The sequence below is a fragment of the Cupriavidus sp. UBA2010 genome, assembly GCF_002335265.1.
Lineage (GTDB): Bacteria > Pseudomonadota > Gammaproteobacteria > Burkholderiales > Burkholderiaceae > Cupriavidus > Cupriavidus metallidurans.
The window spans coordinates 37207-59541 of the sequence record NZ_DDCI01000016.1 but is presented as its reverse complement, the minus strand read 5'-3'; the positions used below and the strand labels follow the sequence as shown (position 1 = coordinate 59541).

Genomic DNA, 22335 nt, shown 5'->3' with positions numbered 1-22335 from the left:
GCCGGGTAGCCGGCCATCACGTGACCATCAGGTGGCCATCACGCGGCCAGCACGTACATTGACGTCGTGTCCAGGCTCGCATGACCAAACTGCTGCTGCACGACCTCGAGCGCAACGCCTCGCGCCACTGCGTGCGCACCCGCCGTGTGCCGCATCCAGTGCGCGCTGGCCTGGGCCAGTTGTGCCGCGTCATCCTCGGCCCCCGCCAAGGTGGCGGCCTGGGCGAAGTACCGCTTCCAGATCGCGCCGATCTGCGCGACCGACAGCGCGCCACCCTCGTCACCAGTCTTGACGCGGCCGATCAGCGGCGTGGCGGCCGGCAGGCTTTCGACTCCGCGCCCCAGCCCACGCGCTGCCAGATGCCCACGCAGGGCATCGATCACCGCCTCGGGAAGTGGAATCAGGCGCGGCTTGGGGCCCGGCACCGCAAGCGTCCAGTGCCCGTTCCACGTCAGATGCCCGACCGTAGCCACTGCCTGCTCCGAGATACGCAGCCCCGAGGCATGTGCCAGGTGCAGCATAAAGGTCAACCGCGCGGCACGCGGGTCGTCGGCGGGCAGACTCGACACATGACGCAGCAGGAAGCGCCACTGCGGCTCAGTGAAGCTGCGGGCAACCTGGATGCGAGGGGTGTCCCCGTCAGTCGGGAGGGACAACACCTCGAACGGATTCGCGCGCGCATGGCCTTGCTCGATCAGCCATCCATACAGCGTGCTGAGGATCTTGCGTGCATGACGGATGCTGGCAGGGGAAAGCGGTCCTTCGAAAGGCCGCCAGTCATGGCGGTCGCGCGGCGTGCCGCGCCGGCCCACCCACTGGGCGGAAGGTTGCGGATCGGCGAGGAACGCGATGTAGGCGGCGCCATCCTCGGCCGTCACCGTCGCCAGGGACTTGCCTCGTGCGTGCAGGGTCCATAGCAGGAACCGCTCGGCCTGCGTCCGGTAGGCGCGCCAGGTGTGCCCGCCTTCCGGCTGATAGCCGCCCAGCCAGCCCTGAATCGCCCTGACTTCGGCGCGTGCGCCCGGCGCACGCAGCGACTCGAGCGGCCCCGGCGCCAATACGGCAGCCATCGCGCCAATATGGGCGCCCTGCTCCTGCAACCAGATCTCCATCTGCCGCGCGGTCCGCGCGCCGATGCCGGGTACGCGCCGGTACCAGCCCTGTCCGCCCGCGCCCACTGCAGCCTGCAATGCGCCCAGCGTCTGCCAGCCGGCGTCCGCCAGCCTTGCGGCGATGGCCGAAGCAAACCAGCCACTCACCGCATCGGCTGCAGTGGGGCGCGTCAGCAGCATCGGCTGGAGCGCGTCGAGCGCCCGCAGCAGCCTGCGCTGGCGGGTCTGCCTGGCTGTGACGGATTCCCCGGCCGGCGCATGAATCAGGGCCAGCCACGCCGACTCGGTCAGCATCCGCTCCTCGCCGCTGCCACCAGATCGGGGACGGGTAGCCAGACGCTTGATGCCCCGCGCAAGCGCTTCCTCGATCCAGAGAAGCTGGGAACGGACCAGGCGCAGATCGAGACCCTTGTCCAGATAGCGGTCGGCCAGACGTCCGAGGTCCAGCCCCTGCAGGTACCCACGGTAGAACGCGAAATCATTGGGGCCAAGCGCGCGGCCGGGGGTGACCGGCGGGCGCTGACGCCGGCGGGCCGCCGGGGCGATACGGGGTACGGCTTGAGGCAAGGCGGTAAGGCGTAAACGACAAAGGGCGCGATGATACCGCGAGTCGCGGTGCCATCACGCACCCAGTACCTTGCCAGGCCGCCCCCTTTATCCAAAGGAACCTGCGAACACGCCGCGCCTCAGAACACCAGCGTCGCGCTCCCCATCACCGTCGCCGTGCTGTCCAGACGGTTCTTGCTGGCGACGGTCGGCACCCAGCGCAGGGAGAGGGACAGCGGCGCCTTGCCACCGAGCTTGGTGTCATAGGTCACGATCGGGCCCATGGCGAAGTCACGGCCACGGAATCCGTTCAGGCGATCCGCAATCGGCCCGCTGTCGTTGCCCAGCTGCTGCACGGTGCCCATCACGATGCCAGCGCCCCATTTGCCGAATTTCTTCACGCCCATCACGTCGAGCGTGAACAGCGGCGCATCCTGATAGTCAGTAGCGGTGTTCCGCGTATAGAACTGGAAAGCCCCTACCGCGTTGAATTCGAGCCCGTATTCCGGCATCAGATGCGTAAATGCAATCTGCGGTACGAAGGTCCAGTTGTTCAGGCTCGGGTTGGCCAACGCATTCTTGTCGTACTGGCCCGTGGGCGCCCACACGTTGAAGCTCAGCGCCATATGGCTGGTCTTCGAGAAGTGATAGCCCGCGATGATCGGGCTGAAGTACATGTCGTACAGATTGGAGGCCCGATCCGATGTCCCACGCGAGAAATTGCCTATACCGGCAGTTGTATGGACCGACATCCAGACGTAGGGCAGCGTAAAGCTCGAGGCAAAGTTCCACGCCCCTCCGCCGGTATCCCAGACCTTCATCAGCGTGGCCAGCGTGAAGGCGACCTTCGCGTCGAGACCGATTGAGGTCTTGCCGGCGATCGGCACTTCCCGGCCGCCACTGACCGATCCGTCCATGTAAAGCTGTTGCAAATTTGCAATCCAGACCGGCTCGGACGGGATGACGGCCACATTGGGCGACACACTCGTGCCGGTCACCGGGCGACCCAGTGCGCCTTCCGTGGCGTGACCGGCCAGCGGAGCCAGTAGCCCTCCCGCGGCCAAAGCGGTCAGGACGGCTGATTGCGCGCGCTTCATTCTTGTTTCCCCTTGACGATGACAATGCACCCCTCCCGGCGCAGAAGCTGCATCGTCTCAGATTCCTCCCGGGTCCGAATTCAGCTTTCTAGTTTCACGAGTTGAATGTTTTCGCTGTTCCGACTCCTCCGGGGTTCCGGAGTCCAGACGGAATCCCGCTGATGCCCTTGCCCACGTCAACAGCACGGGTAAGCGTCGGTGGTAAGGTGTGTCCATGCGCGTCCCGCACATCGCAAATCGCATATGGACGCCCCGTGCCTTCCCAACTCTCCTGCATTCAGTCCGACCATCATGGCCAGCGCCCTGCTTCTCGAGAACATCCACGCCAGCGCCCAGCAACTGCTGAGCCGCCACCAGATCGACCTCGCCACCCAGGGCAAGGCCCTGGCCGGCGACGCGCTGCTTGCCGCCGCGCGCGATTACGAACTGCTGGGCATCCGCTCGGCTACCACGCTGACAGCCGAAGCGTTCGCCAAGGCGCAGCGGCTGCTCACGGTCGGCTGCTTCTGCATCGGCACGTCCCAGGTGGACCTGGGCGCGGCTGCTCATGCCGGCATCCCGGTTTTCAATGCGCCGTTCTCGAACACACGTTCTGTGGCGGAGCTGGTCATCGGGCAGGCCATCATGCTGATGCGGCGCATCCCGGAAAAGAGCCGCGCCGCCCACAACGGCCAATGGCAGAAAACCGCCAAGGGTGCCTTCGAGATCCGGGGCAAGACCATGGCGGTGATCGGCTATGGGAACATCGGCGCGCAGGTTGGCATCCTGGCTGAGGCGATGGGCATGCGCGTGGTGTTCTACGACATCCGCCCCCGCCTGTCGATCGGAGGCGCCATGCCGGTGCACTCGCTCGAAGATGCCCTGTCGCAGGCCGACGTCGTGACGCTGCACGTTCCCGCCACGCCGCAAACGCGCAACCTGATGGATGCCAAGGCACTGGCTGCCATGCGGCCTGGCAGCATCCTGATCAATGCGTCGCGCGGCACCGTGGTGGATATCCCGGCGCTGGCGCAATTGCTGGACAACGGGCAACTGGCTGGCGCAGCCATCGACGTGTTTCCGGAAGAGCCGCGCAGTAACGCCGATCCGTTCGTCTCGCCGCTTCAGGGCAAGCCGAATGTCATCCTGACGCCCCATGTCGGCGGCAGCACCGAAGAGGCGCAGGAGAATATTGGCGTGGAAGTGGCAACCAAGCTGGTCAATTTTCTCGAAACCGGCGCAACCCTGGGCGCAGTGAACCTGCCCCAGATTCAGCCGGCGCCGCAACAGGCTCCGGCCCGCGTGCTCAACATCCACTACAACCGGCCGGGCACGCTGTCGCACTTCAACCAGGCGCTGGCCGAGATCGGCGCGAATATCGTGGCCCAGCAACTGCAGACCGAGGGCGATATCGGCTACGCGATTACCGACATCAGCCTGGTGCCACCTGCCGGCTGGGCGGAGGCGCTGATGAAGGATGACGCCTTCATTCGCACCCGGATGATCGTGGCGCCCTGACCGGCGGCTCTACCGCCGCCCCGGTCATCGCGCCTTGCCCGATTTCCGGTGCTCACAGGGCCCGGCCCCGAAATGCGGGCCGGGCCCTTCTTCTGCCAGCGCATCCTGCGGATTGCGCAACGGACATTCCTTCAGGGACAGACACCCGCATCCGATACAGCCGTCGAGCTGATCGCGGAGTTGCGTCAACGTGCGGATACGCGCGTCCAGATCCGCGCGCCATATGGCTGAGAGCCGTCGCCAGTCCGCAACCGTCGGCGCCTTGTCATCCGGCAGGCGGCTGAACGCATCGGCAATCACGGACAGCGGCAAGCCCATGCGCTGGGCCACCCGTATGACCGCAAGGCGCCGCAGTATCCCGCGCGGATACCGGCGCTGGTTGCCGGCACTTCGTGTGCTGCAGATCAATCCCTTCGATTCATAAAAATGCAGCGCGGACACCGCGACGCCGCTACGCGCGGCAACTTCGCCAACGGTGAGCGGATCACCGGATCGCAACGGGTGGTCTTCCTGATCTTCGAGGGCGCGTTTCATGGTGGTGGAAAGCTGGTCACGGACGATGCGCCATCGTAGCGTGAAAATTCGCCTACAAACAGCTTGACCTCAAGCCCACTTGAGGTTTGATACTGGCGCGACTTTCCACTGAGGACCTTGCCATGCTGCTCGAATCGCCCCGCGCTCCCTATCTCCAGTTCATGAATCCCCCCGATCTTTACGACCCCAAGCTCAACGGCTATTCGCATGTGGCTGTAGCGACGCGCCCGGCAAGGATCATTTTCGCGGCCGGGCAAGGCGGGGAAGACATGATCGGCGGCTTGCGTGCCGGCTTCCAGGAGCAGGTGAAACAGGCGCTTGCCAACCTGCGCGTCGCGCTGCAGGCCGGCGGCGCCGACATTCCTGATATCGCAAAGATCACCGTGCTCATCGTCGACCATTCGATGGACCGTCTGGCGATCTTCAGCCGTGCGTGGCAAGCCATGCTCGGTGACTGGCCAGCCCCCGCCTGCACGCTGATCCCGGTGCCGCGACTGGCGCTGGATGGCATGTTGTTCGAGATCGAGGCCATCGCTGTATTGCCCGAGTAAAAGGACTGCCACAAAGAAGACTGCCGGACGCAAGATTCGTACCGCGAGCGAACCGGGCGTGCGTCACCTACAGTAGGTGGAGATGCAACGGAGACGTACGTCATGGAAGCACTGACCACTGCACTGGCGCGGCTCAGCCTCCATGCCAGGCGGTGCGCGGAATCGTTGGCAGCCGTGGCCGCCGTGGCTACGGAACCTCAATGGCGTGCCGAGCTGGCCTATCGCGCCAACCTGCAGCATTGCGCAGCCGCGGAACTGGCGGCGCGTGCCGGCATCCCTGGCGAGGATGCCAATGACGCTCCGGCCGGTCTTCGGGAGATTCCGCCTTTCCTTGCCGGTAAACAGGGTCTGATCGATTTCGCAGCGCAGCAGGCGGCGCGCGCCGCCGCCGCATATGGCGACTTGCTACGCGAACCACTCGATGACGTCGAGTTGCGCCTGTTACTAGCGCACTACTACCGTGGCGCAACGGAACTGCAGCGCCTGCTCGAACAACGCGCGATGGATCTCGATCACTCGCATAGCGATGAGCGCGCGGCCCACGCAACGCCTCCGCTACATCGCTAACGCGCCGGGTGGCGGCAAGGCCGCTGGTTGCAGCGCCGCCTGGGTCTTCGCGGTCAGCTCCTGCTGCGGCAAATAGGGACGAATAACCAGCGCCACGTAGTCCTGGTCGTCCGGCGAGACCACCAGATACACCAGCCCCGAGATCACCAGTGCCACCTCGCCGATCTGCTCGGCGATGCGCGCGGCCACGAAGTACTGCAGCAATGTCTGGTCGATGGTCGAGTCGATGGCCTGGGCCGCCGTGGAAATCGTCTGCAGGCATTGCTCGCCGGTCTGGCACACCACGATCACTTCGTCGATCGCATAGCCAGTCGGCGCCCCCCGCACCATCACCGAAATTCCCTCGCTGGTCTTGGCCCGATGCCAGCCCGGCTTGGCGTGGAAATCCGGCAGCACCATCTTTGCCCCGGAATCATGGGCAACGGCGTTGAATTGCTGGGCAAAATCGTGGGGACTGATGGCAAGCAACTGCCGTTCGACAGGCGTGGAGGACACGGCCACGGACGCGGCCACGCTCGCGCTGACCAGAATGGCGGCTAGATTCATCGCTACCTCCCTCGCACGCGCGCCAACAGGAGGCACGGCGCCGCCAGCCGGTCACGATGCACGCCGTGTCTGTGCAACAGGCGTTCCAGCCTCTGGCGGGCGGTTGGACGTCCCAGGCGGGACATTGTCCCGATACGTGGTCCCCTTCAGGACCACTATAGGCGGCAGAGACGTCCGGCGATATGCCTCGACTACTTTCTGGCGGTTTGCATCGCGGCGCTATCGGCACTCTGCGGCGTCACCAGCCGCAGCCCACTGGCAACCGCTGCCGCACCCGCGAATCCTGCGCCGAGTGCCAGCGCAAGCGTCGGGCCGTGGCTGTCGGCAATGCTGTAAGACAACGCCACCAGCGCAGCGCCCGTGGCCTGACCAAGCAGCCGTGCCGTGGCCACCACTCCGCTGGCGCCGCCGGCACGCTCGCGCGGCGCGCTGGCCATCAGCGCCTTGAGGTTGGGTGACTGGAAGAATCCAAAACCAGCGCCACAGATCGCCATGCGGATACCGATATTGAGGACGCTGGCGTCAGCCGGCATCAGCGCCAGCGACGCCATGCCCACGGCCATGATCGCCAGGCCAATACCGCCGAGCAGCCCCGGCGGATAGCGATCCGAAAGGCGGCCCGCGATCGGCGCCATCAGCGCCACCACGGCGGACCACGGCGTGAGCAGGAACCCGGTTTCCACCGGACTGCGACCCAGGACATGCTCGAAATAGAACGGCAACGACACAAAGGCCAGCCCTTGCGCCGCGAACGAGCAGATTGCCGTCAGCGTCGAGAGCGCGAACATCGGCCGCTTGAACAGGTCCACCGGCAACATCGGGGCCGGGTGACCGCGCTCGCGGCGCAGCAGCAATACGAACGCAATGACGAACACGATGGCAGCAGCCACCACGTATTTGGCCGGCGCGCGCTGGACGCCCTCGCCCAATGCAAAGATCAGCGAGGCAAACGTGATGACGTTAAGAATGGCCGCCACGGGGTCGAAACCATGGTCGCTACGCTTGGTCTTCGGTAGAGACGGAATGGCGATCGCCAGCGCAAGCAAACCGATCGGCAGGTTCACCGCGAACAGCCACGGCCACGATCCGAACGACAGGATGACCGATGCCACGGTGGGCCCGACCGCGAAGGACACCCCCACCACCAGTGCATTGAGCCCGACACCGCGGCCAAGGCGGTGAATCGGAAAGATGGCGCTGATCAGGGCGGTGTTCACGCTCATGATCGCGGAGGCGCCGATGCCCTGAAGCGCGCGCGCGGCGGCCAGCGATGGCAGCGACCACGCCATCGCGCAGATCACCGACGAGACGATAAACACCACCACGCCGGCGAGATAGATCCGCCGATGGCCAAGAATGCCGCCCAGCGCCGCGAACGGCAGCAGCGTCGCCACCATGGCCAGCTGGTAAGCGTTGATGATCCACACGGAAGCAGCCGGCGTGCTGTTCAGGTCGGCCGCGATATTGGGCAGCGCTGTGTTCGCGATTGCCGTGTCGAGCGTGGCCAGCGAGACCGCGATCATGATGGCGGCCATGCCGCGCTTCTCACGCGCAGTCATCGGGGTGTCGAGGGGCGCGGCGGCGGAGGCTGGCTGGCTGGCGTTGTTCTGCACGGTGTCGAACGGGAGCGAGTGTCGGAAACGGCGATTTCGTTGCAACGTCAACTATCGCCAAGTCGCAACAATACGGGAAAACGCCAAGGTCTGCTGGACTCGCTTCAACGCCCGGTTGACTGATGTCTGGCAAGTATCGCGCGTTCAGTCGACTTCTACGCCGTTCGTGCCACGATGTTTTGCGAACTCCGCCGAAACCCAGTCGAGAAACACTCTCACTCGCTGCGACAACTGACGACTCCGGGGGTACAGCAGCGATACCGACATCGCTGGTGGGGGAGTTTCCGGCAGCACGCTGACCAACGTGCCGCGGAGCAAATCCTCCTCGATGTGGTAGCGCGGCACCTGGATCAATCCGAGGCCGAGCCGACATGCCGCCACCAGGCTTTCCGCGCCGCTCACCGACACGGGCGCCGGCAACATGACCTCACTGCGTACCCCTCCGGCCATGAATTCGAGCGGCAGCAGGCCACCGGTTAGCGTGGAGCGAAACCCGACCATGCTGTGGTCGCCAAGCGACTCGATCGACACTGGATTGCCATGTCGCGCAAGGTATGGGGGAGCAGCGAGCGTGAGTTGCGCCAGTCGGGCCACGCGTCTGGCCACCATCTCGCTGTCCTGCGGTTCACCAACCCGGAGCACGCAGTCGATGCCCTCCCGAACCAGATCGACCAGACGATCGCCCTCACTGATTTGCAGCGTGATGCCCGGGTGCCGTGCCAGGAATGCCGGCAAGGCCGGAAACAGGAAGCGGCGCGCGAGTTGCCCTTGCACGTCGACCCGCAGCACGCCCTTAGGTGAGGTGCCCGCGAATGCCGCCTCGGCCTCCTCGAAATCCGCCAGCAGCCGCAGACAGCGCTGGAAATAGGCTTCGCCGTCGAGCGTCGGGCTCACGTGGCGTGTGGTCCGCTGCAGTAATCGCACGCCAAGCCGCGATTCCAGTTGCTTGACCGCGTCGGTCACCGACGAGCGTGGCAAGTCCAGGTCCTTGGCCGCAGCGGTGAAACTGCGCCGCTCCACGATTCGTGCGAACACGCGCATGGCGTCGATACGGTCCATATTGTTCGGATTTTCGAATACTGATGCCCAATTCTGCCTGTTTATCTAGCATTGCGTAAGGTCTATCGTTCCCTCACCGATTCAGTTCATTCGAGGAAATGCCATGACTACAGACCACTCGCAGCCGTCGCAGGGGGAATCACAAAAGGTCGCCATCGTTACCGGCGCATCACGCGGCATCGGCGCCGCCATTTCGGCGCGGCTGGCCCGCGACGGCTTCGCGGTCGTCATCAACTATGCGAACGGCGCGGACACCGCCGGGGATCTGCGTCGCAAGCTCGAAGCAAGTGGCGGCCGGGCCATGACCTTCCAGGCCGATGTCAGCGATGCCAGCGCGGTCGCCCGCATGTTCGATGCAGCCGAGGCCAAGTTTGACGGCGTCGACGTCGTTGTCAACAACGCGGGCGTGATGGTGCTCGACACGATTGCAGCGTCTGACGACGCAGCATTCGAGCGCGTGATGAACATCAATCTGAAAGGGGCTTACCACACCATGCGCGAGGCTGCCCGCCGCCTGCGCCATGGCGGCCGGATCATCAATCTCTCGACCAGCGTCATTGGCTTGCGCATGGAGCGCTACGGCATCTACGCGGCCTCGAAGGCGGCCGTGGAAGCGATGACCGCCGTATTGAGCAAGGAGATGCGCGGCCGCGCCATTACCGTCAATGCGGTGGCACCGGGGCCAACCGCTACCGACCTGTTCCTCAACGGCAAATCACCTGAAACGATCGAACGGCTCGCGCAGCTCAATCCGCTCGAACGACTGGGTACACCTGAAGATATAGCGGCAGCGGTGGCATTCCTGGCCAGCCCCGATGGGGCCTGGATCAACGGCCAGGTGTTACGCGCGAATGGGGGAATGGTCTAACGGCCGCGCAGGTGCGCAGGTGCGTGGTGCCCATTCAATAGTACGGGCCGTAGCGCATCTGCACGTCATCGACGTGGTTGGTCCGCAAGTTGAAGAGGCACGTATAGCGGAACGACATGCTCTCCTCGGTGCCATCGGGCTCGAACGTGCCCTCGCCGCTCACGCCCGCTTGCGAGGCGGATTGTTGATAGATCCGCTCGCGGTCCGGCATCATCATCACGCTGCCGGGCTGCGGATATCGATTCTTGACGGCGTTTGCGACCATCTTCTCGCAGGCGTTGCCGGCGGCTTCCATCTGCGCCCGGCTGACGCCGCCGTAGTTTCCGGCAGGAGGTGCCACGCTAGTGGGAGGCGTGCGTTGTGGCGGGGTGGGAGGAGGCATTGGTGTGCTGGTGCAGGCTGCGAGCAACGCGGCCAGGGCCAGGCACGGATAGGAAAGACGTGGCATCAGGTCGTATCCGGAGTCGGCGGAAAAAACCGTCGGAAGACGGGTGCTATGCCTTGGACTCTATGTCAGAAATGCTCTCGGAGCAACCTGGAAGGCGCTGGCGCGTCACGCAACCTTGCCGGCTTCCCGCGTCAGAGGGGCTGCCGGGGCCGCCGGAGCCGCCGTTGTCATGTGAGATGTCGCGGAAGAAAGCCGCGCGCGCGTGGACTCATCGGCCGCCGGCCCTGCCCTGAGCACATGGCGCCTGCCCATCTGCAGCGGCTCGCCGTTCTCGGTATCCACCAGCATCGGTTCCACCACCTTGCCGGTTTCACGATCGACGATCTGGACACTGGGCCCTTCCGGCGCGAAGTTGCGATTGCCCCAGGCCAGCAGCGCCAGCAATACCGGGCGGAAATCCCTCCCGCAATCGGTCAGCACGTACTCGTAGCGCGGCGGGCGCTCCGAATACTGGCGCTTTTCCAGCAGGCCTTCCTCGACCAGCCCGTTGAGCCGGCGCGTCAGCATATTCGGCGCGATATCGAGGTTTCTCTGGAACTCGTCGAAGCGCTTCGTGCCATAGAACGCATCGCGCAGAATCAGAATGCTCCACCATTCGCCCACACGCTCGAGGCTGCGGGCGATCGGGCATTGCATATTGCGGAAAGTCTTGCGTTGCATATCGTCCGGACCGTTTGGCGAAAACATGATGATGATACCTACGTTCGGCAACGTCGGACGATCTGGAATGGTGGCGGCCGCCCCGACCCCGCCCCCATGACGGCGCCAAGGGCAGCGACAGAAGCAACGCGACCAACAAAAACGGCGCCGCAATATCCATTGCGGCGCCAGAATACCTGCGCGGAGTGGAGTGCCGCGCAGGCCCTCGCTTTCAGTTGGATCAGAAGATGTGGCGCAGACCCAGCGAAACGCCCATCTGACCGCTGGCATCAGGCGTCTTGTAATAGACCTGCGAGGTCGACGGCAGATAGCCCACCGACTGACCGTTCGGCAAATACGAGATGTTGTCCCAGTTCAGCGACGCATTGCGTGCGTACATCACCGCGAAGAAGACATCCGTGCGCTTGGAAAGGTTGTAGTCGGCCAGCGCCAGGTACTGCTGAGGATTCTTCGGGTTGACGTGCTGCCCAGCGATCGTCGCGTCCTTGATGTCGTCGTAGTAGTACGCCGCGGTCAGGCGCAGCGCGGCCGTGGCATCCCAGGACACGCCGGCCCAGTACATGTTGTCGCGATGCGGCAACAGCGTCGGCGTGCCGGTCGACGGTGCCACCGAGTTGCCCCAGCGATAGCCGGCGACCATCTTCACCAGTCCGAGACGGTAGCTGCCCGCGACCATCGCGCGCATGTCGCGGCCGTAGTCGTTCGAACCCGACGCGCCGGTTGCCTGGGCGGTATTCAGCGTCTTGACTTCGTCATAGGCCGCCGCGACACCGAACGGCCCAGACTGGTAGGACGCGCCGATACCGTACGCCGAACCGGCCGCGAACGTACCGGTGCGCTCGCCGAACGACCAGTGCGTCATCAGAGAAACCGGGCCAAACGTGCCCTGGTACTGGACCATGTTGTTTTCGCGGAAGTTCGCCCCGGCAATGCCGACCACGGGCTCGAACTCGGGCGCGTACGCTGCTGGCGTGAAGCTACCCATGATCAGGAACGCTGAGGTGTACTGGCGGCCGAACGTCAGCTTCCCCCACTGGTTTTGCAGGCCCAGGTAAGCCTGGCGGCCGAACAGCAGGCCGCCGTTACCCATCTGTCCATTGTCGGTATTGAACTGGTTCTCCAGCACGAACAAGCTCTGGAGCCCGCCACCAAGATCCTCGATACCGCGCAAGCCGAAACGCGACTGCGCGATGCCCGACGAGTTCATGAACACGTCCGACCCGCTACCCGGCGCCAGCACGCCGTTGTTGGTGTTCTGTACGTGATTGACGTACTGGATGCTCGTCGTCACAACGCCATAGAGCGTCACGGACGATTGTGCCTGCGCCCCTTGCGCAAGCAGGCCGCCGGCAATGGCGGCGAACAGCGTCTTCTTCATGTTTTGGAATCCCCGTCCTCTGGTGTGGTGGCCCATGACTCCGGTTCCTCCGACCCGGTGCCCTGAGGCGCAATCTTGCGATTACGTCATGTCATTTAATCTCTCGTATTAAATTGACAAGGACGAAGGCTAAGGCCATCCGAAGGTTCAGATAGCTAGGACTTTCCCCAACTGGACGGGTATTTGGACGGATTCGAAGCCTCGACAGATGTCGGACATCAGATTTTTCCGTATCCTTGCCGGGCTTTCATTCATCCACCGAGAAGCTCAGGGAACGGCAGGACATTTCTGATGAAGCTCAAGCAAGCGCGCACCATCATCGTCGACGAGCACAAGCCGCCTGCGCAAGGCAAGGCTGCCAGGCGTGGCAGCCCCGGCGTGGAAGCGACCGACGACAATGGCGACGACCTGACCGACACCGCAAGAAGGATCCTCGAGATCGCCGAACGGCTTTTTGCCGAGCAGGGCGTGGAGCAGGTGGCACTACGGCAGATCGTGGTGGAAAGCGGCCAGAAGAACCGCTCCGCCCTGCACTATCACTTCGGGTCACGCGAGGCCCTGGTGAGCCATCTCCTCAACCGCCGCCTGCACGAGATCAACCGGATCCGGAACGGCTATCTCGACGCGCTGGAGCAACGCGGGACGCCCGTCGACATTCACGGCGTGGTGGATGCCACGATTCGCCCATTGGTCGACGTGGTGCTCCAGACGGACTGGGGCACCAACTACCTGCAGGTGCTGGCACAGACCACGTTCAGCCCGGGTCTGCTGAGCAAGGGCCTCGTGGATCGGACCGCGATGAGCGCGCTGTACCGCGTGCGGGAGCATATCTACCAGCTGTTTCCGAACGTGCCTCGCGACGTGATGAAACTGCGCATGGTCTGGTTCATCGACACCGTGGTCTACGCGCTGGCCCATTGGGTGCGCGAGCGCGGGAAACGCTCGCGCTCGGAACCTCCGATGGAGGAACTGATTGATTTCTGCGCGGCGGCGATCCAGGGGCCGACGCCCCGCAGTTCCGCCCGAAAGCACTAGCCGGCCCGCAGGGCCAGCCAGCCTCGCCCTCCCGCCGACTTCAGCCCGCCGCCCTTTCGCTATCCTGCGCAGCGCGCGCCAGCACGGGCACCAGCGCCGCGCCGGTGTGGCTGGCCCGAATGCGGGACAAGGCCTCGGGGTCCACCGCGCCAACGATCGTGCCGCCATTCGCGCCACCTTCCGGCCCTAGGTCGATAATCCAGTCGGCCTCGGCGATCACGTCAAGATCGTGCTCGATCACCACCACGCTGTGCCCGCCATCGGTCAGGCGATGCAGCACCTTGATCAGGCGCGCCACGTCCGCCATATGCAGGCCCACCGTCGGCTCGTCTAGCACATACAGCGTGTGTGGCGCTTTCTGGCCGCGGCGCGTGATGTCGTCACGGACCTTCGACAGTTCGGTGACTAGCTTGATGCGCTGCGCCTCACCGCCCGATAACGTGGGCGACGGCTGGCCCAGCGTGAGGTAGCCCAGGCCGACATCCTTCATCAGTTGCAGCGGATGCGCGATCTGCGTGATGGCCGAGAAGAACTCCACCGCCTCGTCGATCTCCATCGTCAGCACTTCGCCGATGTTCTTGCCGCGCCAGGTCACCGCCAGCGTTTCCGGGTTGAAGCGCTGCCCATGGCAGACATCGCATGGCACCTTCACGTCCGGCAGGAAACTCATGCCGATCGTCCGGACGCCCTGGCCCTCGCACGCCGGGCAGCGGCCCTCGCCGGTATTGAACGAAAACCGCGACGCGCTATAACCGCGCGCCTTGGCTTCGAGCGTTTCCGCGAACATCTTGCGGATGGCGTCCCACACGCCGATATAGGTCGCCGGACAGGAGCGCGGCGTCTTGCCGATCGGGGTCTGATCGACTTCGAGCACACGGTCGATCGACTCCCAGCCACTGATCGACTCGCAGCCATGCCACGCGTGCTCCACGCTGAGCGACTTGGTCGCCGTCGGCTTGCCAGCCTTTTCGGCCACAGCCCGAGCGCGGCGCGTGGCCGGCGAGGACATCACCGATCGCCCGACCGCGTCGAGCAGGTTCGTCATCAGCACATCGCGCGCCAGCGTCGACTTGCCGGATCCGGACACCCCGGTAATCGTCACCAACCGCGTCAGCGGAATCCGTGCGGTGACATCACGCAGGTTGTGCAGGTTGGCACCGTGGACGGTCAGCCATTGCTGCGGATCGGCGGGCTTGCCCGCGCGCCCGGGCGTGACCGGACGGCGCGCCTGCAGCGGATGGATCATCGGATGGGCCAGGAACTGCCCGGTGGTCGAATCCTTGGCCGCCGCCAGCGCTTCCACGCCACCCTGCGCCACAAGGCTGCCACCGCGCTTGCCTGCGCCCGGGCCGATGTCGATGATGTGATCGGCGCGACGGATCGTGTCCTCATCGTGCTCCACCACCACCAGCGTATTGCCCTTGTCGCCAAGCTTGCGCAAGGCATCGAGCAGAATCTGGTTGTCGCGCGGATGCAGGCCGATCGTCGGCTCATCGAGCACATAGCAAACACCCTGCAGATTGCTGCCAAGCTGCGCGGCCAGGCGGATACGCTGGGCCTCGCCGCCAGACAGGCTCGGCGCGGCACGGTCCAGACTCAGGTAACCGAGCCCCACCTCCTCCAGGAACTGCAAGCGGCTGGCGATCTCCGTCACCACGTCGCGCGCGATCTCGGCATCGCGCCCCTTCAGGCGCAAACCGTCTACCCAGCGGCGGGTATCGGACACCGTCCATTGCGCTACATCGGTAATCGCATTGGCATCGAACGTTACCGCACGCGCCACGGGATTGAGACGCGTCCCGCTGCAATCGGGACACGCCGCGTCACCCACGCCCTCCGGCTCTTGCTCTTCCGATGGCAGGCTCTGCTCACGGCCACGGTCATCGCCACCGAGCACGGTATCGTCAAACGCGGCGCGCTGCTCGCGTGTCAGCGCCAGACCCGTGCCCACGCACGTGTTGCACCAGCCATGCTTGCTGTTGTACGAGAACATGCGGGGATCCAGTTCCGGATAGCTCGTGCCGCAGACCGGACAGGCACGCTTGGTCGAAAACACCTTCGTTTCGCCCACGTGCCCGGTGTTCTTGCCTCCCTGCATCGCGTCGTGCAATCCATCGAGCGGGGCCAGCAGATGCATGACCCCCTTGCCGAGTTCGAGTGTCTGCTCCAGCAACGCGCGCAGTTCCGCCTCATTGTCCGGCGACACGACGATATCGCCCACCGGTAACTCAATCGTGTGCTCGCGGAAGCGGTCCAGGCGTGGCCACGGATCGACCGGCAGGAACTCGCCGTCAACGCGCAGATGCGTGTTGCCACGCGCCTTGGCCCACTTGGCCAGATCGGTATAGACACCCTTGCGGTTGACTACCAGCGGCGCCAGCAAACCCACGTGCTGGCCGCGATGATCGCGCATCAGCTGGGCGACGATCGATGCCGGACTCTGTGAAGTCACGGGCGCGCCATCGTGCACGCAATGCTGGATGCCGAGCTTGACGTAGAGCAGCCGCAGGAAGTGCCAGACCTCCGACGTGGTGGCCACTGTGCTCTTGCGCCCGCCACGCGACAGCCGCTGCTCGATCGCCACCGTGGGTGGAATGCCATAGACCGCATCCACTTCGGGCCGCCCGGCCGGCTGCACGATCGAACGCGCATAGGCGTTGAGGGACTCCAGATAGCGGCGTTGTCCTTCGTGGAACAGGATGTCGAACGCGAGCGTCGACTTGCCCGAACCCGATACCCCGGTGATGACATTGAATTTGCCGTGTGGGATATCGACGTTGAGCGACTTGAGGTTGTGCTCGTGGGCATTCACGATACGCACGACGTTTTCGCCCTCGATGGCGCGGCGCGCCCGCGCGGCCTGCACCGCCGCCTGCAGTGGCAGGCCATGTTCCGCAGTCTCGGCGCGCTCCGCCGCCAGCGTGCCGGCCTCGCCCAATGCCCCGTCATAGTGGATCAGCGCGCGGCCGGTATGCGATTCGGCACACGCCCGGACGTCATCCGGAGTCCCCACGCAGACCACCTCGCCGCCGGCGTCGCCACCTTCCGGACCCAGATCGACGATCCAGTCCGAAGCACGGATCACGTCCAGGTTGTGCTCGATGACGATCAGCGAATGGCCGCCGTCGAGCAGCTTGCCGAAAGCCCGCATCAGCTTGGCGATATCGTCGAAGTGCAGCCCGGTGGTTGGCTCGTCGAACATGAACAGGCGCTTCGGCAACACCACCGCCTTGCGGTTCTTGACCGGCTGGGCCTGCGCCGCCTCCGCCAGAAAGCCGGCCAGCTTGAGGCGCTGCGCCTCGCCGCCAGACAGTGTCGGCACGGGCTGCCCCAGCTTGACGTATTCCAGGCCGACGTCCGCAATCGGCGCCAGCACCCGCAACACGGCAGGATCGCTCTCGAACAGGGCCGTCGCCTCGCTGACCGTCAGCTCCAGCACGTCGGCCACGCTCAGGGCGCGTGGCGCCTGGCCGCGCGCGGCACGCTCGATCTTGACTTCCAGCACCTCCGGGCGATAGCGCGTGCCATCGCAATCGGGGCAACGCAGGTAAACATCCGAGAGAAACTGCATCTCGACGTGCTCGAACCCCGAACCACCACAGGTCGGGCAACGGCCATCGCCAGAGTTGAAACTGAAGGTGCCAGCCGTATAGCCGCGCTGCAGTGCCAGCGGCGCCTTGGAAAATAACTTCCGGATCTCGTCGAACGCGCCAACGTAACTGGCCGGGTTCGAGCGAGCCGTCTTGCCGATCGGCGACTGGTCGACGAAGACCACGTCATCGACCTGGTCCGCCCCAACCAGTTCGCGAAACACGCCCGGCGACTCGGTAGCCTTGCCGAAATGGCGTGCCATGGCCGGATACAGGACGTCTTGCAGCAGCGTCGATTTGCCCGAGCCCGACACACCGGTCACACAGACCAGGCGATTGAGCGGGATCTCGACCGTGACGTCCTTGAGGTTATGCTCGCGCGCCCCTTCCAGCCGCAGACGCGGCGTGGCGGCGTCGATCGGGCGCAATTGCCAGTCCGACGTGTCCGTCACGCGGCGGCGTCCGCCGAGGTAGTCCCCGGTGAGGGTCCGCTCCTTGCGGATGGCCTCTGGCGTTCCGTCGAAGATGATCATGCCGCCACGTTCGCCCGGCCCCGGCCCCATGTCGATCAGGCGATCCGCGGCCAGCATCACGGACGGGTCATGCTCCACCACCACCAGCGTATTGCCAGCGTCGCGCAGGCGATGCATGGCTTCCACGATGCGGTTCAGATCACGCGGATGCAAGCCGATACTGGGCTCGTCGAGCACAAACAGCGTATTGACGAGCGAGGTGCCTAGCGCCGTGGTCAGGTTGATCCGCTGCACTTCCCCGCCCGAAAGCGTGCGGCTCTGGCGGTCCAGCGTCAGATAACCCAGACCCACATCGCACAGGTATTTGAGCCGTGTGCGGACCTCCGCCAGCAGCAGCTTGAGCGCATCGTCGAGCAGCGCCGACGGCAGCGTCAGGTCGTCAAAGAAACGCCGGATGCGCGCGATCGGCATCAGCATCAGGTCGTGCACGGTCAGGCCGGGTAGCGCTTCCAGTTGGGAGCGGCTCCAGTCCACGCCGCGCGGCAGGAAACGCTCGGCCGGCGGCAGCACGGCGTTAGCGTTCCCGGTGCTCCCCAGGCGCCACTGCAGCGCCTCGGTTTTCAGGCGGGCACCGCCACAGGTCTCGCACGGCGTGTAGCTGCGGTACTTCGACAGCAGCACGCGGATATGCATCTTGTAGGCCTTCGACTCGAGGTAGTTGAAGAACCGCATCACGCCGTACCACTGCTTGTTCCACTGCCCGTTCCAGTCGGGGGACCCGTGGATCACCCAGTGCTGTTCGGCTTCGCTGAGCTGGTTCCACGGCAGATCTCGCGGGATGCCGGCCTTGGCCGCGTAGCGCATCAGATCGTCCTGGCACTCCTTCCACGCGGGGGTCTGCATCGGCTTGATCGCCCCATCGCGCAGCGACTTGCGGACGTCAGGAATCACCAGCCCCAGATCGACACCGATCACGCGCCCAAATCCACGGCAGGCATCGCACGCGCCATAGGCGGAATTGAACGAGAACAGCGCTGGCTGGGGGTCCGCATAGCGGATATCGCTTTCCGGACAATGCAGCCCGGTCGAGAACTTCCAGACCGGCCCTTCACCCTCGTCCGTCACCACATGCACGCTGACGCGGCCGCTGCCACGCTTGAGCGAGGCCTCGATGGCCTCTAGCGCCCGCGCCTTCTCCACGTTGCCAATGCGGAAACGGTCCGCCACCACGTCGAGCACCTTGCGATTTCCGGTCGCCGACTCGACCACGCGCTGGCCGTGCACCCGGGTGTATCCGCTGACCGAGAGCCATTGGGCGACTTCTTCCTCGGTGGCCGATTCCGGCAGCTCGACCGGGAACGTCAGCACCAGCCGGGCATCGGCAAACGGCTGCCCCGTGCTCGTCCGGGCCACCAGTTCCGCATAAATCGTCTCTGGCGAGTCATGCCGGACCGGCAACGCGGTCTGCCGGTCGAACAGTTCCGCCGCGCGCGCGAACAGCAGCTTCAGGTGATCGTTGAGCTCGGTCATCGTGCCGACCGTGGACCGCGAGCTTCGCACCGGATTCGTCTGGTCGATCGCGATGGCCGGCGGGACACCATCCACCTTGTCGACCTGGGGCCGATCCATGCGATCCAGGAACTGGCGCGCATAGGCACTGAACGTCTCGACGTAGCGACGCTGGCCTTCGGCGTAGAGCGTGTCGAACACCAAGCTCGACTTTCCCGAACCGGACGGCCCAGTCACCACGGTCATCTGACCCGTGTGCAAGTCGAGATCAACGTCCTTGAGATTGTGCTGACGGGCGCCGCGAATGCGAATGGTGCCGGAATCTGACAATTTATCCTCTCTAATCAGATAGTTGGAGGCGATAACTGAAGGGATACCTTACCTTCGTTGTGCCTCACTGACCGCGTGGTCGGCATAACTATACTGTATAAACGTACAGTCATCCTGACAGGATACAGACAAGATTGTCGAGAACCTCGGCGGGTCGCAGGCAGACCTCCGGCCCTACCTCAGCCTCCCTTCGGCAGCTTCCAGCCCGGCCGGATGAAGTGGCAGGTATAGCCGTTCGGGTACCGCTCCAGGTAGTCCTGATGTTCCGGCTCGGCATCCCAGAACGGTCCGGCCGGTGCGATTTCGGTCACGACCTTGCCAGGCCATAGTCCGGACGCATTCACGTCGGCCACGGTATCTTCCGCTGTCTGCTTCTGTTCGTCATTCAGGTAATAGATCGCCGAGCGATAGCTCGTCCCCACATCGTTGCCCTGGCGATTCTTCGTGGTGGGGTCGTGGATCTGGAAGAAGAACTCCAGGATCTGGCGATAGCTGATCTGGCTCGGATCGAAGGCGATCTCGATGCCCTCGGCGTGTGTGCCGTGATTGCGATAGGTTGCATTCGGCACGTCGCCGCCGGTGTAGCCCACCCGGGTGGACAGCACGCCGGGGTACCGCCGCAGCAGGTCCTGCATCCCCCAGAAGCAGCCGCCGGCGAGGATTGCGGTTTCGATTTGCGTCGTCATACTCGGGTCCTTTGCATCGCGTGGCGTAGAGGCCAGTAATATACGCACACCGCGTCGAATCCGCTCATGGTCACAAAGTCCCCACAGCGCGCGCAGGCTATCGTCACGAGCCTGCGGCGTGACATCGCATCCTGCACCCAATGTGCTGCCGATCTGCCTGCCGGCCCGCGGCCCGTCGTGCAGTTCAGCGCCACGTCTCGCATCCTGATCATCGGTCAGGCACCGGGCTCGCGGGTACATGCCAGCGGCATTCCGTTCGATGACCCCAGCGGCGACCGCCTGCGCGAATGGACGGGGCTGAGCCACGATGCGTTCTATGATGCATCGCGCGTGGCGATCATGCCGATGGGCTTCTGCTACCCCGGCAAGGGTCCGAGCGGGGACCTCCCGCCACGCCACGAGTGCGCACCGCTCTGGCACGACGCCATCCTGCAGCTCCTGCCGGAAGATCGTCTGACCCTGCTCGTTGGCAGCTACGCCCAGGCTTATTACCTGCAAGGCGAAGTCGGCGCCACGATGACGGAGATCGTGCGCGACTTCCGCCGCTTCGGCCCCAATCTGTTTCCGCTGCCTCACCCTTCGTGGCGCGTTGTCGGCTGGATGCGCAAGCAGCCCTGGTTCGAAGCCGAATTGCTGCCAGCGCTGCAGGCGGCCGTGCGCGCCAGGCTATGAATTAGCGGGATTCGACCTAGCCGAGCGGCAGCGCCGTGCTATACAGCACCTGCTTCAGCGCGAAGCTCGAACGAATGCTCGCCACACCGGGGATGCGGGTGATCTGGTCGATGATCAACCGCTCAAGCGCTTCCACGTCGGGCACCACTACACGCAGCAGGTAGTCAGCGTCTCCGGACATCAGGTAGCACTCCATCACCTGTGGCAACGCGGCGATTCGCCGCTCGAACGTATCGAGCGTTTCCCGTCGCTGCTTGTCGAGCGACACGGAGATGAACACCACTACTTTCAGGCCCAGCCGACGCGCGTCCAGCAGCGTGACGCGCCGCGAGATCACGCCGATCTTCTCCAGACGCTTCACACGCGCCAGGCATGGAGACGGCGAGAGACTGACCCGGCTGGCCAGCTCCACATTGGTCAGGCTGCCATCACGCTGCAGTTCGCCGAGAATCCGGATGTCAGTGGCATCGAGTTCGATGTCCAGCATGTCATGCTTCCATGGTTTTACATTGCAGCATTCTATGCCGTATTGAACGACTGCAGCAGTGCGATCCGGTTACTGATGCCGGGCGATGAATCGTAGACTTTTCGCAAACGATCTCTCTCGCTTCGCATGTCCGCTACCGCCCCGTCCAGCGCCACTTCCCGGGCCCCGGCCACCGCCGGATTCCGCTCTTTTCTGCCATTGATTGGTGCCGTCGTCATCTGGGGCGGTAATTGGCCAGTCATGAAGATGGGACTGGCCCACATCAGCCCGCTCTGGTTCGCTGCCTGCCGATTCGGCTCGGCCGCGCTGATCAGCTTCCTCGTGCTCGGCGCCCTGCGCAGGCTCCGCCTGCCCTCGCGGCAGGAATGGCCGTTGGTGATCGGCGTCGGCCTGCTGCAGATGGGCGCATTCACGGCGCTGGCGTTGTGGGCGCTGCAGTACGTGCCGCCGGGCCGCGCATCGGTAATTGCGTATGCGACCGCCATCTGGGTGATCCCGCTGTCCTCGCTGGTGCTCGGCGAGCGGCCATCGCGCCTGCAATGGCTGGCGACCGCATTCAGTTACGCCGGCATCGCCGTGATCGTCGCTCCGGCGCTCGGCGGCTGGGAACTGCACACGGTGATGGGCCTGACGATGCTGCTCGGGGCATCACTGGCGTGGTCGGTCAGCATCATTCAGTTGCGCGCAAATCGTGCAATCCGGCTCGGCGCGGACATGATCCCCTGGGAATGCGCCGTGGCAACCGTCCCGCTGATTGCCCTTGCCTGGTTGCGAGATGGCGCGCCCGACCTGGGCGCGATGGTCGACATCTGGCCCGTGATCGCCTATACGGGGCCGCTCGCCACCGCGCTGACCTTTATCGTCGTGCTGAACGTGACGCAGTCATTGCCGCCGGCCGCCACCTCGATTGCCATGCTTGGTGTTCCGGTGATCGGGCTGGTGCTGTCGACCGTGGCATGGCACGAACAGATCTCGCTCGATCTGTCGATCGGCCTCGCGCTGATCGGAATGGGCGTGGTGACTACCGCGCTCGCGCCCCGGCTCGGCAGGCTGGCTGCCCGCTAGAGCCCAGTCAGG

At 64.6% G+C, this 22335-nt stretch carries 19 protein-coding genes; 7 read left to right on the top strand and 12 right to left on the bottom strand.

The features are described 5' to 3' along the window. Positions 1–38 precede the first annotated feature (38 nt). Positions 39–1679 (bottom strand): phage integrase family protein, encoded by a 1641-nt coding sequence (locus tag B2246_RS12450; RefSeq protein ID WP_286881435.1) that lies wholly within the window; start codon positions 1677–1679, stop codon positions 39–41. Positions 1680–1798: 119 nt separating this feature from the next. After that, the gene (locus B2246_RS12445) at positions 1799–2755 is read right to left on the bottom strand and encodes a SphA family protein (RefSeq protein ID WP_286881437.1); all 957 of its coding nucleotides are present in this window, start codon (positions 2753–2755) and stop codon (positions 1799–1801) included. 291 nt (positions 2756–3046) lie between these two features. On the opposite strand from B2246_RS12445, the gene serA reads away from it, so the two are divergent. Then, positions 3047–4252, top strand: coding sequence for a phosphoglycerate dehydrogenase (gene serA / locus B2246_RS12440; protein WP_286881439.1), 1206 nt, complete (start codon positions 3047–3049; stop codon positions 4250–4252). A gap of 24 nt (positions 4253–4276) precedes the next feature. Here the strand turns inward: serA and soxR are convergent, their stop codons facing one another. Beyond that, positions 4277–4786: a redox-sensitive transcriptional activator SoxR gene (soxR, locus tag B2246_RS12435; RefSeq protein ID WP_286962624.1), complete on the bottom strand. Its 510-nt coding sequence runs from the start codon at positions 4784–4786 to the stop codon at positions 4277–4279. Between the two features lie 122 nt (positions 4787–4908). Here soxR and B2246_RS12430 point away from each other — a divergent pair, with 122 nt between their 5' ends. Both B2246_RS12430 and B2246_RS12425 read left to right on the top strand, forming a co-directional pair. Continuing rightward, on the top strand, positions 4909–5337 hold the full coding sequence (locus B2246_RS12430) for a RidA family protein (protein WP_008649559.1): 429 nt from the start codon (positions 4909–4911) through the stop codon (positions 5335–5337). Between the two features lie 102 nt (positions 5338–5439). After that, on the top strand, positions 5440–5904 hold the full coding sequence (locus B2246_RS12425) for a hypothetical protein (protein WP_008649557.1): 465 nt from the start codon (positions 5440–5442) through the stop codon (positions 5902–5904). On the opposite strand, the gene B2246_RS12420 is transcribed toward B2246_RS12425, so the two are convergent. The 3 genes from B2246_RS12420 to B2246_RS12410 form a co-directional block, all read right to left on the bottom strand. Continuing rightward, entirely contained in the window at positions 5893–6450 is a 558-nt protein-coding gene (locus B2246_RS12420) for a hypothetical protein (protein ID WP_008649555.1), read from the bottom strand. The genes B2246_RS12425 and B2246_RS12420 overlap by 12 nt on opposite strands. A 191-nt stretch (positions 6451–6641) precedes the next feature. Beyond that, positions 6642–8009: an MFS transporter gene (locus tag B2246_RS12415; RefSeq protein WP_286881473.1), complete on the bottom strand. Its 1368-nt coding sequence runs from the start codon at positions 8007–8009 to the stop codon at positions 6642–6644. Positions 8010–8207: 198 nt separating this feature from the next. After that, positions 8208–9122 carry a LysR family transcriptional regulator gene (locus B2246_RS12410; protein ID WP_286881447.1) on the bottom strand — a complete coding sequence of 305 codons (915 nt, stop codon included), beginning with the start codon at positions 9120–9122 and terminating at the stop codon, positions 8208–8210. 103 nt (positions 9123–9225) lie between these two features. On the opposite strand from B2246_RS12410, the gene B2246_RS12405 reads away from it, so the two are divergent. Then, positions 9226–9990 (top strand): SDR family oxidoreductase, encoded by a 765-nt coding sequence (locus tag B2246_RS12405; protein ID WP_286881449.1) that lies wholly within the window; start codon positions 9226–9228, stop codon positions 9988–9990. 34 nt (positions 9991–10024) lie between these two features. On the opposite strand, the gene B2246_RS12400 is transcribed toward B2246_RS12405, so the two are convergent. From B2246_RS12400 to B2246_RS12390, 3 genes are all read right to left on the bottom strand, one after another. Continuing rightward, the gene (locus B2246_RS12400) at positions 10025–10438 is read right to left on the bottom strand and encodes a hypothetical protein (protein ID WP_011519001.1); all 414 of its coding nucleotides are present in this window, start codon (positions 10436–10438) and stop codon (positions 10025–10027) included. A gap of 105 nt (positions 10439–10543) precedes the next feature. Further along, positions 10544–11098, bottom strand: coding sequence for a winged helix-turn-helix transcriptional regulator (locus tag B2246_RS12395; protein ID WP_051705453.1), 555 nt, complete (start codon positions 11096–11098; stop codon positions 10544–10546). 220 nt (positions 11099–11318) lie between these two features. Continuing rightward, positions 11319–12476: a porin gene (locus B2246_RS12390; RefSeq protein ID WP_286881452.1), complete on the bottom strand. Its 1158-nt coding sequence runs from the start codon at positions 12474–12476 to the stop codon at positions 11319–11321. A 291-nt stretch (positions 12477–12767) separates the two neighbouring features. On the opposite strand from B2246_RS12390, the gene B2246_RS12385 reads away from it, so the two are divergent. Then, on the top strand, positions 12768–13511 hold the full coding sequence (locus B2246_RS12385; protein WP_008649542.1) for a TetR/AcrR family transcriptional regulator: 744 nt from the start codon (positions 12768–12770) through the stop codon (positions 13509–13511). A 40-nt stretch (positions 13512–13551) separates the two neighbouring features. On the opposite strand, the gene uvrA is transcribed toward B2246_RS12385, so the two are convergent. Both uvrA and msrA read right to left on the bottom strand, forming a co-directional pair. Then, positions 13552–19413 (bottom strand): excinuclease ABC subunit UvrA, encoded by a 5862-nt coding sequence (gene uvrA / locus B2246_RS12380; RefSeq protein ID WP_286881454.1) that lies wholly within the window; start codon positions 19411–19413, stop codon positions 13552–13554. Between the two features lie 179 nt (positions 19414–19592). Next, positions 19593–20099 (bottom strand): peptide-methionine (S)-S-oxide reductase MsrA, encoded by a 507-nt coding sequence (msrA, locus tag B2246_RS12375; RefSeq protein WP_035883550.1) that lies wholly within the window; start codon positions 20097–20099, stop codon positions 19593–19595. 66 nt (positions 20100–20165) lie between these two features. Here msrA and B2246_RS12370 point away from each other — a divergent pair, with 66 nt between their 5' ends. Next, complete coding sequence (locus tag B2246_RS12370) at positions 20166–20771, top strand: uracil-DNA glycosylase family protein (protein WP_286881456.1); 606 nt, start codon at positions 20166–20168, stop codon at positions 20769–20771. 16 nt (positions 20772–20787) lie between these two features. Here the strand turns inward: B2246_RS12370 and B2246_RS12365 are convergent, their stop codons facing one another. Then, on the bottom strand, positions 20788–21258 hold the full coding sequence (locus B2246_RS12365) for an Lrp/AsnC family transcriptional regulator (RefSeq protein ID WP_008649536.1): 471 nt from the start codon (positions 21256–21258) through the stop codon (positions 20788–20790). A gap of 126 nt (positions 21259–21384) precedes the next feature. Between B2246_RS12365 and B2246_RS12360 the strand changes: the two genes are divergently transcribed. After that, on the top strand, positions 21385–22323 hold the full coding sequence (locus tag B2246_RS12360) for a DMT family transporter (protein ID WP_051705449.1): 939 nt from the start codon (positions 21385–21387) through the stop codon (positions 22321–22323). The last annotated feature ends 12 nt before the right edge of the window (positions 22324–22335 follow it).